This is a genomic window from Synechococcus sp. CBW1002 (assembly GCF_015840915.1).
Classification (GTDB): Bacteria; Cyanobacteriota; Cyanobacteriia; order PCC-6307; family Cyanobiaceae; genus CBW1002.
In genome coordinates, this window is record NZ_CP060398.1 from 2,313,174 (window position 1) to 2,327,099 (window position 13,926).

Annotated in this window: 12 protein-coding genes and 1 tRNA gene; 4 read left to right on the forward strand and 9 right to left on the reverse strand. The window is 66.6% G+C overall.

What is annotated here, in order from left to right:
* Nucleotides 1-26 precede the first annotated feature (26 nt).
* From H8F24_RS11280 to H8F24_RS11315, 7 genes are all read right to left on the reverse strand, one after another.
* Nucleotides 27-755, reverse strand: a complete 729-nt coding sequence (locus H8F24_RS11280) for a GAP family protein (RefSeq protein ID WP_197169705.1) — start codon at nt 753-755, stop codon at nt 27-29.
* Nucleotides 756-771: 16 nt separating this feature from the next.
* Nucleotides 772-1,410 (reverse strand): histidine phosphatase family protein, encoded by a 639-nt coding sequence (locus tag H8F24_RS11285; RefSeq protein WP_231597764.1) that lies wholly within the window; start codon nt 1,408-1,410, stop codon nt 772-774.
* A gap of 35 nt (nt 1,411-1,445) precedes the next feature.
* A complete protein-coding gene (locus H8F24_RS11290) occupies nt 1,446-1,748 on the reverse strand; it encodes an acylphosphatase (RefSeq protein WP_231597765.1) in 303 nt (100 codons plus the stop codon).
* Entirely contained in the window at nt 1,745-3,178 is a 1,434-nt protein-coding gene (locus tag H8F24_RS11295) for a cobyrinate a,c-diamide synthase (RefSeq protein ID WP_197169706.1), read from the reverse strand. The genes H8F24_RS11290 and H8F24_RS11295 overlap by 4 nt, the downstream gene beginning before the upstream one ends.
* A 32-nt stretch (nt 3,179-3,210) precedes the next feature.
* On the reverse strand, nt 3,211-4,509 hold the full coding sequence (locus H8F24_RS11300) for a glucose-6-phosphate dehydrogenase assembly protein OpcA (RefSeq protein WP_197153958.1): 1,299 nt from the start codon (nt 4,507-4,509) through the stop codon (nt 3,211-3,213).
* 54 nt (nt 4,510-4,563) lie between these two features.
* A complete protein-coding gene (zwf, locus tag H8F24_RS11305; RefSeq protein ID WP_197169707.1) occupies nt 4,564-6,087 on the reverse strand; it encodes a glucose-6-phosphate dehydrogenase in 1,524 nt (507 codons plus the stop codon).
* Between the two features lie 337 nt (nt 6,088-6,424).
* On the reverse strand, nt 6,425-7,597 hold the full coding sequence (locus H8F24_RS11315) for a phycobilisome linker polypeptide (protein WP_197153960.1): 1,173 nt from the start codon (nt 7,595-7,597) through the stop codon (nt 6,425-6,427).
* Between the two features lie 244 nt (nt 7,598-7,841).
* On the opposite strand from H8F24_RS11315, the gene H8F24_RS11320 reads away from it, so the two are divergent.
* Nucleotides 7,842-8,315, forward strand: a complete 474-nt coding sequence (locus tag H8F24_RS11320; protein WP_197159149.1) for an SRPBCC family protein — start codon at nt 7,842-7,844, stop codon at nt 8,313-8,315.
* Nucleotides 8,316-8,458: 143 nt separating this feature from the next.
* Here the strand turns inward: H8F24_RS11320 and H8F24_RS11325 are convergent.
* A tRNA-Glu gene (locus tag H8F24_RS11325) sits at nt 8,459-8,531 on the reverse strand.
* A gap of 113 nt (nt 8,532-8,644) precedes the next feature.
* Nucleotides 8,645-9,739 (reverse strand): histidine kinase, encoded by a 1,095-nt coding sequence (locus H8F24_RS11330; RefSeq protein WP_231598277.1) that lies wholly within the window; start codon nt 9,737-9,739, stop codon nt 8,645-8,647.
* A 303-nt stretch (nt 9,740-10,042) separates the two neighbouring features.
* Here H8F24_RS11330 and H8F24_RS11335 point away from each other — a divergent pair, with 303 nt between their 5' ends.
* The 3 genes from H8F24_RS11335 to pepN all read left to right on the forward strand — a co-directional run bounded on the left by H8F24_RS11335 (nt 10,043) and on the right by pepN (nt 13,877).
* Nucleotides 10,043-10,579: a hypothetical protein gene (locus H8F24_RS11335; RefSeq protein ID WP_197153962.1), complete on the forward strand. Its 537-nt coding sequence runs from the start codon at nt 10,043-10,045 to the stop codon at nt 10,577-10,579.
* 48 nt (nt 10,580-10,627) lie between these two features.
* Nucleotides 10,628-11,086, forward strand: a complete 459-nt coding sequence (locus H8F24_RS11340; protein WP_231597766.1) for a cAMP phosphodiesterase — start codon at nt 10,628-10,630, stop codon at nt 11,084-11,086.
* A gap of 94 nt (nt 11,087-11,180) precedes the next feature.
* Complete coding sequence (gene pepN, locus H8F24_RS11345) at nt 11,181-13,877, forward strand: aminopeptidase N (protein ID WP_197169710.1); 2,697 nt, start codon at nt 11,181-11,183, stop codon at nt 13,875-13,877.
* The last annotated feature ends 49 nt before the right edge of the window (nt 13,878-13,926 follow it).

Sequence of the window (13,926 nt, forward strand, 5' to 3'; positions counted from 1 at the left end):
GAGGGGTTGCAACCTGCAGATGTTGCTCAGCTCATCGGCAGCAGCAGGCCGTCAATGCCCTGCCAACCGAGATAGCCAGCCAACAGAAGGCTGACCCCCGCCACGATCAGTTCGCCCCGTTCAAACAGCCAGGTCTTGGCCCGCTTCAGCAGCGGCAGCACACGATCACTGCCCAGCAGCAGCACGGCGGCAAAGGGCACCAGCAGCAGCACGGTGCTGGCAAGGCTGAACAGCAGGGTGATCAGCGCTTCCTGGCCCCGGCCCAGGCCGGAGGCCAGCAGGCTGCCGGCCGTCTTGGCATAGAGGAACAGGTCTTCGGGGCTGATCACCTGCAGCACGCCACTCAGTCCCAGCAGCAGCGGCAGAGGCATGGCGCAGAAACGGTCCAGCTGGCTGGTCCAGCTGGGGGGCTGATCACCGGCGGCGCTGCGGCCCAGCAGTTCGCGCAGGCCCAGGGCCAGCAGGGCTCCGGCTCCGAGCAGATCGAGGCCGGTTCGATGGACCGAGCCCTTCTCCATGCCCAGCAGCAGGCCGTGCCCGATGGTCACCAGCAGAGTCACGGTGAGCACGGAGGTGAACAGCCAGCCCGCCACGAACCAGCCGCCCCGCCGCAGCGGGTGTGGACCGAGCAGCAGCAGGAACAGCAGCCCGAGATGGACCGGTGAGAACCCCACCGCCAGTGCGAAGGCGCCGAGCTCGCCCAGCAGGGCGGCGGGCAACGAAACGGACGATGCGGCGTTAGCAAGGATGGACATGGGTCGGTCGCTGCCTTCAGGGCCACTGCACCGGGGCATTCCAGCGCAGGATCACCCGTTGCTCCCGTTCCTGACCGAGCACACCGATACAGGCCGTGTCCAGCGCCAGCAGGGAACCGCCGGCCGCGCCCAGCCCCAGCCAGGTGCCGGCAAGGCTGCGTAGGAGATGGCCGTGGGCGAAGAGGGCCACCCGCGTGGGGGCAGCGGCAGGCCCGGGGTTCGCTCCAGCGGAGATCGGCGCTGCCGCCAGAGCAACGGCCTGGGCGATCACCCGCCGGCAACGCTGCTCCACGGCCTCCAGGGTTTCCCCCTCAGGGCAGGGATGGCTCCAGACCGTCCAGCCCGGAACGGAACGGCGGATCTCGGCGGTGGTGATCCCCTCATAGGCGCCGTAATCCCACTCCTGAAGGTCGTCGCAGGGGCTGGCCTGTCCAGCCAGACCGGCCAGCTCGCAGGTGCGCAAGGCCCGCTGCAAGGGGCTCACCAGCACCGCCGTGAAGCGATAGCGAGCCAGAAGCGGTTCCAGGGCACGGGCTTCCTCCTCCCCTTCCGGCAGCAGGGGCAGATCGGTTCGGCCGGTGTGGCGGCCGCTGCGAGCCCAGGCGGTGGCGCCATGACGCAGCAACCACAGTTCCAGAGGCGCAGCAGCGGGCAAGGAGGAGCCTGTGGATGTCGCCTTGGTGGAGTCGATCAGGAGCGCACCTCAAACCAGTCTTCGCCGGTGACCGGGATCTGGCTGGTCACCACCCGGTTGACGCGGGCATGGAGCGGGCCCTTGTCACACCAGAGTCTGAAGTCGTTGAGCTGGCTGAGCTGGCCTTCCGCTTCAATCTCCACCGTGCCATCGGGTCGGTTCCGCACCCAGCCAGCCAGACCCAGGCCCACCGCAGCGCGGCGACAGGCCTCGCGGTAGCCGACCCCCTGCACCACACCCTGGGCAATCAGGCGCCAGCGCATCAGGGGTGAGGCCGTGGGCGGCTCCCGGCGGCTCACGAAACTGGACGAAGTGTCAGGGGCGCGGCGCGGACGGCTGCGGCGGCCAGGCGTCTCGGTATCTTCGGGCAACCAGCCCAGTGGAGATGCAGCCAGGAAGCGTGCATCGTGCCGCTCGTCCATCCCTCCGCCCTCCGCGGATTTCCCCAGCCTTCAAGCTGCCACAGCCGGTCGCAGCTGGCTACGTCGCGCGACATTTCGGGATCATCTGTGAGCTGCCAGCGATGGAATTCATGGCCCACCAGCCGCTCTCCGCGGCGCACCAGCAGCCCGTCCCGTTCCCCCACGGCCTCCCGATAGCCGAGGCTGAGGCTGCCGCGACGGGCCGAGAAGGGCAGCAGCCCCGCCATCCCATGGCGGCGACCCTGCTGGTCTTCCAGAGAGCGGCCCAGCAGCAGCAGTCCGCCGCACTCCGCCACAAGGGGCACACCGGCGGCCGCGGCCTGCCTCAAGGCGCCGAGGCTGCGGTGAGCGGCCGCCAGCGCCGGGGCGTGCAGCTCCGGATAGCCACCGGGCAGCACCACAGCGCGGCAGCCGGCTGGCAGGGGCTCATCCGCCAACGGGCTCCAGGCCCGAGCCTCCAGGCCGAGGGCCCCCAGCAGTTCGGTGGCTTCCGGATAGCGGAAATGGAAGGCGGCATCGCTGGCGATCGCCAGCGGCAGGGGGGCGCCCTTGAGAGCGTCCCCTGCAGAGTCAGTGGCCACCGGCGTGAGGCACCAGCGGATCGGATCCTGCTGCTGGGGCAGGGCAGCCGGCGGTGAAAGCAGCGGCCAGAGCCGCTCCAGGTCGAGATGGTGCTCCGCCAGCGCGGCCCAGGCCGCTTCCCGCGCGTCCAGGTCGTTGACTTCCTGCGGTGGCAGCAATCCCAGATGACGGGAGGGAAGCTCCAGGGCGGGCGACACCGGCAGAATCCCCAGCAGGGGCACGGCGATGGCATCGAGGGCCTCCCGCAGCAGGGCACGATGCCGGTCGCTGGCGACGCGGTTCAGCACCACCCCGGCCAGCCGCACCGGCGGTGGCCCGTGATCCCGGAAGCCCCGCACCAGGGCTGCGATCGAACCAGCCTGCCGCGAGGCTTCCACCACCAGCACCACCGGCAGATCCAGCAGGTCGGCCACCTCGGCTGAACTGCCCGCACTGGTGGGGCCGCGGCCATCGAACAGGCCCATGACCCCTTCCACCAGGCAGAGGTCGGCCCGGCTGCCATGCCAGTGGAAACTGCGGCGCACCCACTCGGGGCCACACAGCAGGGTGTCGAGGTTGCGGCAGGGCTGGCCGCTGACACGAGTCAGCAACTGCGGGTCGAGGTAGTCAGGCCCCACCTTGAAGGGCTGAATCCGCAGGCCCCGCCGCCGGGCCAGTGCTGCCAGGGAGAGGCTGAGCAGGGTCTTGCCGCTGCCGCTGGAGGGGGCGGCGATCAGGCAGGCCATGGGGTTGGGATGTCCGGCCCCGGGCCGGTTGCTCAGTCGGGCAGCAGCTTGGCAGCCAGAGGGGCGGCAGCGGCCAGCAGGGGGTTGGTGCTGTCGTGACCGCCGGACAGCAGGCGGGCCACCTCCATCTCCTCGCTTTCCGAGGGCACCGGCACCACCTCCTCAGCCAGCTCCATGCTGGCCACACCGCCGGCCTCGAGCCGCATGCAGCCACCGGATTCCGAGCAGAGAATCACGCACAGAGGTGGTCGGCCGATCGGTTCGCAGATCAGGCGCAGACCCACCAGGCTGCCCGGGTGGGTCTTGGGCACGCCCACCGGTACGGGCATCTGGCGGAAGCGCACCGCCACCCCATCGGTGCGCACAAAGTCAGCGCCGATCCCCTCGCCGAGGTCATCGCCTCCCACCCGGTAGCTGCTTTCGAGGTGCCAGCCGAGTCGATCGGCGATCCAGGCGGCCAGCAGCAACCCCTTTACCGGATGGGTTCCTTCCACGTCGATGTCGAGCTGCACCACATGGTTGAGCGCATCCCGGCGACTGGGGGGATCGAACACCATTGCCAGCGATTCGCGCCAGCTGCGCAGCCGCAGCCAGTTGAGATCATTGAGTGCCTGGCCGGCCTCGATCCGCTCCTCCAACACATCGAGGCAGCGCCGCGGCCGCCCCATGGAGCTGTCCACGATCAGCCGCCGTGCCACCGGTGCCAGGGATTCGAGCATCTCGGGGGCTTCGTCGAGGTAGCCGTTCCACCACACCCAGCAGGGCAGATCACTTCCCACCAGCGGGTTGACCAGATCCAGGCCCTGCTGCAGGGCGGCCATGCCACCGCGCAACACCACCACATCGCCGCAGGCCGGTCGGGTGCCGCCATCTTCAGGCAAGGGGCAGTAGGCCGCCACCAGGGTCTCCAGGGCTTCGGCCGGCTCCAGGGTGGGAGCCAGGGTGATCAGTCGACGGGGCATGTGGGCGCTGATCGCCCCATCCACATGGCGGCCGCGCAGATCGTTGGCCTTGCGATCGCCGGGCTGCTGGCCGAGGGACCAGGCCAGATCCGGCGCCAGCGGGGCCGTGCTGGGCGGCAGGCCGCAGTCGGGTACGGCGGCGACGGCCTCACGCACCAGGTCGTCACTGAGCAGGCCGGTGATCGGGCCATCGAGGCGGCCGGTGCGGATCAGGTGCTGCTCCAGCCAGGCCGGATCCCAGACCAGCAGGGTGAAGGTGGCGGCGCCGCTGGAGCCCTCGAGGTTGTGGGTCCAGAGGCGTTCCAGGTAAGGAGTCACCTCGGAGGGAGGTAGTTCCAGGGGCGCCTGAAGGGTGAGCTGGGTGGACATGGTGAACAGACGGAGGGCGCGGGATCTGAAGCGTTGGGGGTTGGTCTGGAGACTTCAGGGACGGCGCCAGGCCAGCTCGTCGTCGGCCAGCAGGCTGTCGGCTGCGGCGGGTCCCCAGGTGCGGGCTTCGTAGGGATGCACCGGCAACTGCCAGGGGGCTTCTTCGATCAGCTCCAGCAGGGGTGTGTAGAGGCGCCAGGCGGCCTCCACCTCGTCGCTGCGGGTGAACAGGGTGGCGTCGCCCAGCATGGCGTCGGCCAGCAGGCGCACATAGCCCTCGTCGGAGGGTTCTCCGAATGACTCGTCGTAAGAGAAGCCCATATCCACCGGACGGCTGCGCATGCCTGAGCCCGGTGCCTTCACCTCGAAGCGGAACTCGGCCCCCTCATCGGGCTGAATGCGCAGGATCAGCTGGTTGGGGGTGGGGGCACCCCCAGCCGCATCGAAGAGGTGAACCGGTGCCTGGCGGAAGGTGAGCACCACTTCCGAGAGGCGTTTGGGCAGCCGTTTGCCGGTGCGGAGGTAAAAAGGGACCCCCTGCCAGCGCCAGTTGTTGATGAACAGCTTCATGGCCACATAGGTCTCGGTGGTGCTGTTCGGATTCACTCCCGGTTCCTGGCGATAGCCGCTCAGGGGCCTGGTGGCGCTGCCACCAGCGGCGTACTGGCCGCGGACGCAACACTTCCAGGGTTCTGCCTCATTGGCCAGCTGGGCGGCCTGAAGCACCTTGGCCTTCTCGTTGCGCATCGCCTCGGGATCGAAGCGACCCGGCGGCTCCATGGTGGTGAGCGCCAGCATCTGGGTGAGGTGGTTCTGCACCATGTCCCGCAGGGCACCCGAGGTTTCGTAGTAACCGGCCCGTTCTTCCACGCCCACGGTTTCGGCGGCGGTGATCTGGACGTTGTCGATGTAGTTGCGGTTCCAGATCGGCTCGAAGATCGTGTTGGCGAAGCGCAGAACAAGGATGTTCTGGACCGTTTCCTTACCGAGGTAGTGGTCGATCCGGAAGACCTGGCGCTCCTTGGCACAGGCCTGCACGATGCGGTTGAGCTCCTGGGCGCTGCCGTAATCACGGCCGAAGGGCTTCTCGATCACCACCCGGCTGCGCTGCGGATCCTCGAGCAGGCCAGCCGCCGCCAGGGCACGGCAGCCACTGCCGTAGTGGGCAGGCGAGACCGAGAGGTAGAAGGTGCGGTTGCCACGGGTGGCCCGTTGCCGATCGATCTGATCGAGACGCTGGCCAAGGCGCACCACGTCGGCGGGCTGCTCCAGATCCACAGGCTCGTAGAACAGGCCGGAGGCGAACTGGGCCCAGGCCTGCTGGTGCTGTTCCACTTCCTCGGCCAGGGCCTCCGCCATGCGGCTGCGGAATTCCTCGTCGCTCCAGGGACGGCGGGCACAACCCAGCACGGCAAATTCGCTGGGCAAGCGGCGCTGGCGGAACAGCTCGAACAGAGCCGGGATCAGCTTGCGGTGGGTGAGATCCCCGCTCGCCCCGAAGATCACCAGACATTGCGGCGGGATCACCCGCTCCTGACGGAGCCCGACCCGGAGCGGATTGGTGAGGGTGACGGTCATCGCGTGGGATCCAGGCGCCTGTTCCCTCCTGTTTAACGAGGGCGGGGCTCCATCGCTGGAGCGCATCGGTTTTCGGCGGCTTCTGTCGGGAATCCCTGATCATGGCCGCGCCTGTCGCTTCACAATCCGCGCAGGTTCCGGCCGCTCAGGCATGACCCGTGCTCACAACACGCATGGGCCGCAAACAACAACCACAAAGAATGGCCTCAAACAGAGATAAAATGCTGGCCATAAAAAAGTCCGCCAAAGGCGGACTTGTCAGTTCTGAAGGCCTGATTGATTTGGATCAAACGATTGTTGACGTTCGAAGCAGATCTGCGGATCAATCCGGTCTCGTTCAGTAGGTCTCGACGTGCCAGCGCTCGGCCTTCTTGAGCTGGGGACGCAGTTCAGACCAGTTGATTCCCTTGGCCGAGGCAGCGGCGGTCATGGCCTCGTCGATGCCGGGTTCCATGCCGCGCAGACCGCACATGTAGACGTGCGTCTTGGGATCTTCGATCATGGTGAAGATCTCATCGGCATGCTCGAGCACCCGATCCTGGATGTACATCCGGCCGCCCTTGGCATTCTGCTGCTCACGGCTGATCGCCTTGGTGTAGCGGAAGTTGTCGGGATACTGGCTCAGATAGTGCTCGAAGTCGGCGTCATACAGCAGGTTGGGGGTCTTGGGGACTCCCATGAACAACCAGGCCTTGCCCCGGAAGTTCCAGCCGTTCTTCTCGCGCTCGGTCGGTTCGAACATGCGACGCAGATAGGCCCGCATCGGAGCGATGCCGGTTCCGGTGGCCAACATGATCACGTTCGCCTCTTCATCCTGGGGAAGAAGCATCTCCTTACCCACCGGGCCGGTGATCTTCACCTTGGCGCCCGGTTCGATATCGCAGAGGAAGGTGGAGCAGACGCCGTTGATGGTCTCACCGTCCTTTTCGTACTGCAGCTGACGCACGCACAGCGACACGGTGTGGCCCGCCATGTTGTCGCCATGGCGGGTGCTGGCGATCGAATAGAGGCGCAGCTTGTGGGGCTTGCCGTTGGCGTCGCTGCCGTCGGGAATGATGCCGATGCTCTGGCCTTCCACGTAGTGGAGCTGGGGATCACCGCCGGCCAGATCAAACGTGATGTGGTTCACCCGGCCGATGGCGCCTTCCGCCAGGAGGCTGTAGTTCTCGGTGACAGTGCCGACGAAAGGGGATTTCGGCTTGTAGAGGTTGACCGGCACGGCGGCGTGGCTCGGAGCTGCTTTCACGGATTTGGGTGCTGGGGATGGGGCCTCGGGGGCAGGAGCGGCAGCCGGAGCCGGCTCAGCCTGGGTGGCTCCCTGGTCGGCGGGAACAACGGCCGTGATGCGTCCACCCTGCTGGGCGATGGTCTGGACCAGGGCCTGCATCCGGTTGTAGGGGACGGTGAAACGACGCTCCCCCTGGCGCTGCCGGCCCACCCCAAAGCCTTGGACCACAACGGTGAACATCCGCCCATCGGACTGAGTGGCAGCGCTGGTGGAGACACGCATTCGAGCTCAGTCCTCTCAAAAATCGGTTTGATCATAGAGAATCTGTGCCTGCCACTCCCAATCGCGGTTAGGGTTGCAGCTTCCAGGCCGATCCCACTCCAGAGTGCTCGGCTGGCGCCAACCCTCCCCACGAACCGTTCTGGTGCAGCCCTTGGCCACCGTTTCCGTTCCCGTCTCCCTCTCCCGCGCCCTGCAACTCCCCTCCAGCGAACCCAGTTGCAGACTCGACACCATCCAGCAGGAGATGGAGCGTCTTCCCCAAGGGACCAGGCGGCTCGCGGTCCAGTTGCGTCTTGATCTGGATCCTGGCTGGCTCTGGACCGTTCTCACCGATTACGAAGGGCTCTGCCGCTTCATCCCCAACCTGGCAGTCTCGCGGCTGCTCTGGCGCCGAGGCTGCACTGTGGGTCTGGAGCAGATCGGGACCCAGCAGTTCTGCGGTCTGCGTTTCAGCGCGGCGGTGGAGCTGGAGCTTCAGGAGCGTCAGCCTGAGGGGCGTCTGGATTTTCGAATGGTGCGTGGCGATTTCCGTCGCTTCGAGGGGGCATGGATCGTGGACCGGGATTCCTCCGGCACCTCCCTGCTGTACGAATTGCTGGTGCAAGGCAAACCCGGCATGCCGATCGGCCTGATCGAGCAGCGTCTGCGCGACGATCTCGCCGCCAATCTGCGTGGAGTCCAGCAGGAGGCCCTCAGGCGAGCAGCCCTGCAGGCCTGAGTCAACGGTTCTGCCCCTGAATCCGCGCCACTGCAGAAAGCCCGCAACGTGGCAAACCAAATCTGGCTCAGAAGCAAGATGCCAGATTGGAATGCAGAACGTCTGAGCACAAAAAAAGCGGCTTTCATGCCGCTGATCTTGCATACCCCCAAGGGGATTCGAACCCCTGTCGCCTCCGTGAAAGGGAGGTGTCCTAGGCCTCTAGACGATGGGGGCATGGACTCGGTGGGAACGGTTAGATGCCGCCTCGCCGATGGAGAGAACCTACGGTTCGGACGGACCCTTCGTCAAGCTGAAACGCCGGGCCGCAATCCCTTTGCCGAGGGTGTCTAGCTGGAAGGGTTAGGCGAACGCACCTGGCCATTCCAGACAGGAACGGTGACATGGAAACAGGCTCCACGCTCGGGCTCCGAGACCACCCAGATGCGGCCACCATGCACTTCAGCGATGCGGCGGCACACCGCCAGCCCAACCCCATAGCCGGATGTGCTGCCGGAGGTCTGGGGTAGGCGCACCCTGTCCTGGAAGATCCGTTCCTGCTCGTCGTCGGGGATGCCAGGGCCGCTGTCGCAGACGATCACCTCCACCCACTGGCTGGTGCGGTGCCAGAGGCGAAAACTGACGCGGCCTCCACCGGGTGTGTACTTGAAGGCGTTCTCCAGCAGGTTGAGGAACACCTGGCGCATGCGGCGTGGATCGGCAAACACGTCCGGCAAGTCACCGGGGATGTCGGTGACCAGTTCCACTTCCCGGCCCACCCAGAGCTTCTCGAGTTCAAGGATGGCCTCCGCTGCCACATGACCCAGCGCGAGGCGCTGGGGATTGAACAGGGCTTCCCAGCGGGTGGTGCCCACCTCGAGCAATTCCTTGGAGAGAGACTCCATGTCGTCGAAACGTCGACGCAAGACGTCCCGAAAGCGGATCTCATCGATCTGGCCGAGGCAGTGGCTCTGTAGCGCCAGTTTGGCCACCGTGAGCGGGGTTCGCAGCTCGTGGGCCACCATCCGCAGCAGCTTTTCCTGGCCTTCCAGGCGTTCAATCAGGGTCTCGTTCTCCTGCCTCATCACCAGGAGCTGATCTTCCAGAAGCTGCTCGCGCGGTGTACGGCCACTGTCGACCAGGGGGGTCTCAAGCCCGACGGCCAGGGTGGCCGCGACCTCAGCCTGTTGCCAGCGCGGCACCCAGTTGCGCAGCTGCTGGGTGAGGGTGTTGCCAGCAAACACTTGCTTCGGCGCAGGCTCAAGTTTCACCAGGGCGGGTGTGGCCACCAGACGGTGCAGCTCCAGCAGCTCCGGATGCAGCACCGGATCCACGACCTCCAATCGCAGGTCCGCGGTGCAGTCCTCGCTTTTGAGATAGCGCATCAGGCTGCGCAGATCGGGTCCGGCCAGGTGCTGACGCGTGGCCACCAGCAGGAGTCTCAGCCCCCTGACAGGCGCTTCGGGGCCGTGGTCTTCCGCAGCGGAGGGTGGCCACTGGTGGGGTGGCGAACCGGCATGGTCAACAGTGTCGCGCAAGCGTTCGCCGCTTACGGGGGCATTCAGCACAGGTTCCGCCGCCACAGCCGCGCCTCCCAGGCAGCAGAGTCCACCCTATGCCGGGTGGCCAATCTGGCAGAACCCGTCTAGACCTTGGCGAGGGGAGGGCAGGCCCGATCCAGACCTCCAAACCGAGCTCCATTCATGCATCCTCTGATCGGCAGAAGGATTCCCGTCTCGGAGGGGGGCATGCCCGCACCGATTCACCGCAGCCGCATCCAGCTCGACAGCAGCCTGCGGCGCTGGTTCCACCGCAACCTGGGGCTGTGGCGGTCGCGGCGCACGCTCTACTTTCCCGACGACGAGATCCTGCAGCTCGATATCCAGCTGCGCATCGAGGAGATCAGCCCCTCGATCGAGGGCGAGACCGCCTACCGCTTCACCTGGTGGTCGGAGCACGCCGAGGGCCTGATCGAGCGCAAGCCTGGCTACCAGCGTGCGGGCTCAATCACCGCCCACCTCTGTGGGCACCAGTTGCAAGGGTCCTGCGGCTACCCGTTCAGGTCTCCCACTGAATCCCAGCTCCGCCAGGTGGACGAGCATGAACTCATCCTGAAATCCATCGACGAGGGCTGGCAGATCCTCGATCACATCCGCCTGGTGGATCAGGATCGTTTCCGGGCCCGCTCGATCTATGCCTGGTTGGACGGCAGCCTCCACCTGGTGGAGACCCATCACGATTCCCGTCTGCCAAGCGACACGCTTGCGGCTGTCCCGTCCGACTGACGGCCCAGGAACGATGCAGCAGCATGGGGGCTCACCATGGCCAGAGTCTTGACCTCCCTGCTAAGCCGTCGTTTTTCCCTGCTGGTTACTCCTCTTCTGGCCGCCCCTCTTCTGACACTCCCCCTGGTGCTGGATCCTTTGGCCGCCCTGGCGGCTCCTGCCACCGAGGAGGAGATGTCGCTCTACACCCGCATCGCGGCGGTGAATGTATGCATCGCCCGCTCAGCCGGGGTGGAATTCGACAAGGCCGTGAGCATCGCTGGTGAGACCATCGCCCAGCTGATCCAGGGCCAGCACGATGGCGCCATCCAGCAGGTCGGCAGCAAGCCCCTCTCGATCGAGGAGCTGCGGCGCGGTTCGATCAATTCGGCCGTGCTTGGGGCTTCCGAGGTGTGCCCCAAGGATGTGCCACCCGAGGTGATGAAAAAGGTGCAGGAGGCTCTCAAGCAGAGCGAGGCAGCTCCAGCGCCTCGGGGCGCGGCCGCCCCGGGGCCCACGGCCCCATAGGTCGAGTTGTCTCAACCGTCGCAAGGCTCAGCCCCGCGCGGTTTCTGTTATTTCGCTGGCCATCCAGGCCGATTCCCCCCGCTCTGCCAACTCCATGGCCGTTGTGCGCCTCGCGGACTACCGTCCCGCGCCCTTCCTTCTGGATCGCGTCGACCTGACGGTGCGGCTGTTCCCTGACCACACGGAGGTGGAGGCAGCGCTGGCGTTCCGGCCCAATCCGGCGGCCATGCCGACGGAAGACGGCCATCCCGAGTCCCTGCTGCTGCAGGGGCTCGATCTTGAGCTGCTCGATCTCAGCCTCGATGGCGAGCCCGTCGCCGCGGCGGCGATCCAGCACATGCAAGGGCAGTTACGGATCCTGGAGCCACCAGCGCGGCCGTTCCTGTTGCACAGCCGCGTTCGCCTGCACCCCGAGACCAACACAACCCTGGAAGGCCTATACGTGAGTGGCGGGCTCTACACCACCCAGTGCGAAGCCGAGGGGTTCCGGCGCATCACCTTCCACCCCGACCGCCCGGATCTGCTCAGCCGCTTCCGGGTGCGGATCGAAGCAAATCGCTCCGCCTGCCCGGTGCTGCTCTCCAATGGCAACTGTGTCGAAACCGGAAGTCTCGAGGCCGAAGCGGGCAGCGAAGCCGAACGCCACTACGCCATCTGGGACGATCCCTTCCCCAAACCCTCCTATCTGTTCGCCCTGGTGGCCGGACGCCTTGAGGAGGTGCGCGATCAGTTCACCACAGCCTCGGGTCGTTCCGTGCTGCTGCGGATCCACGTGGAACCGGGCGACAGCCCCTACACCGGCCATGCCATGGCTTCACTCAAACGGGCGATGGCCTGGGATGAACAGGTGTACGGCCTGGAGTACGACCTCGATGAGTTCAACATCGTCGCGGTGCGCCACTTCAACATGGGCGCGATGGAAAACAAGAGCCTGAATATCTTCAATTCCAAGCTGGTGCTGGCCGATGCCGAAACCGCCACCGATGCGGAACTGGAGCGGATCGAGAGTGTGATCGCACACGAATACTTTCATAATTGGACCGGCAATCGCATCACCTGTCGCGACTGGTTCCAGCTTTCGCTCAAGGAGGGGCTGACCGTCTTTCGCGATCAGTGCTTCAGCGCGGACCTGCATGGAGCGGCCCTGAAGCGAATCGAGAATGTCTCGCTGCTGCGCAATACCCAGTTCCGCGAAGATGCCGGCCCCACGGCCCATCCGGTGCAGCCGGATCACTACCAGGCGATCGATAACTTCTACACCACCACGATCTACGAAAAGGGATCGGAACTGATTCGCGCTCTGCACACGCTGCTTGGTGCCGAGACCTTCCAGCGCGGCATGGCCCTCTATGTGGAGCGCCATGACGGCACCGCGGCCACCTGCCAGGACTTCGTGCAGGCGATGGAAGACGCAGCGGCCGGCTCTGCCAGCTTCGATTTCGCCCAGTTCCGGCGTTGGTACCACCAGGCCGGCACGCCGGTGCTGCAGGTGAACCGCCGCTGGGATGGTGCGGCGGGGGTGCTGGAGCTCACCCTGCGGCAGCACACCCCGCCCACGCCGGGCCAGCCCGACAAGCAGCCCCTGGTGATTCCGCTGGTGCTGGGCCTGGTGGATCGGGCGGGCCAGCCCCTGCCCCTGCGCCTGGCCGGGGAGTCGCCCTCGCAGGCGGCCGCCGCCGAGCTTCAGGGCGCCTGGGGCAAGGAGAGCCGCCTGCTGGTGATCGATCAGGCGGAACAGCAGCTGCGCTTCGAGGGCTTGCCGCCGGAGGGCCATCCGCCGGCCCTGTCGTTGCTGCGGGGTTTCTCGGCTCCGGTTCGGCTGGAGATCGGTCGTTCCACCGCCGAGCTGGTGCATCTGCTGGCCAGCGACAGCGACCCTTTCGCTCGCTGGGATGCGAGCCAGGTGTTGCTGCGCAAGGCCCTGGTCGCCCGAGCCAGCGGGCAGCCCCATGACCAGCTGGAGGAGGAGCTGATCGATGCCTTCGGCCGCATCCTCAGCGATCCCTCCCTCGCGGAGGCGAGCCGCAGCATCCTGTTGGTCGCTCCTGGGATGGCGGAGCTGGAGGAGGCCATGGTGGAACCTGATCCTCCGGCCCTGGTCGCTGCCGGGCTGGCCCTCCAGCGCCGCTTCGGTGAGGCCCATGCCGAGCTGCTGGCCCACACCCTGGAACGCTGCCGGGCCTATTGGGGGATGGAATGGCCGCAGGGCAGCGGCGCCCGCATGCTCACCGGCCGGATCTGGGCCTGGCGGATCGCCGCCGGCGACGGGGCGATGGCAGCAATGGCCCGGGATGCGGTGCACGGGCCATCGATGACCCTGTCCCGTTGCGGACTGCAGGCGCTGCAGGCCCATGCCATCCCGGAGCGGCAGGAGGCGATGGCGGCCTTCTTTGAGCGCTGGCAGGACCGGCCCGTGATCCTCGATGCCTGGTTCGCCCTGGAGGCCGGGGCGCCCTTCGCCGATGGCCTGGAACGGGTGGCGCGTCTGCTGGAGCACCCGCGCTTCGATCCCATGGCCCCCAATTCCGTCCGGGCGGTGCTGGGCGGCCTGGCAGGCAACGCGGTGGTCTTTCATGCCGCCGATGGCCGTGGCTACCGCTTCCTGGCGGAGCAGATCGCCGCCCTCGACGGCCGCAACCCGATCACGGCCTCACGCCTGGCGAAGGTGTTCAGCCGCTGGCGGAGTTATGGCCCCGAGCGGCGCGAGCGAATGGCCGAGGCCCTGAACCTGTTGGCGGCCGCACCGTTGTCCTCCAACACCCGCGAGGTGGTGGAGCAGTGCCTGGGCTGAGGGCGCTTCAGCGGGCACAGCACGATGGCCGAGGCGAGCCGCGGCTCAG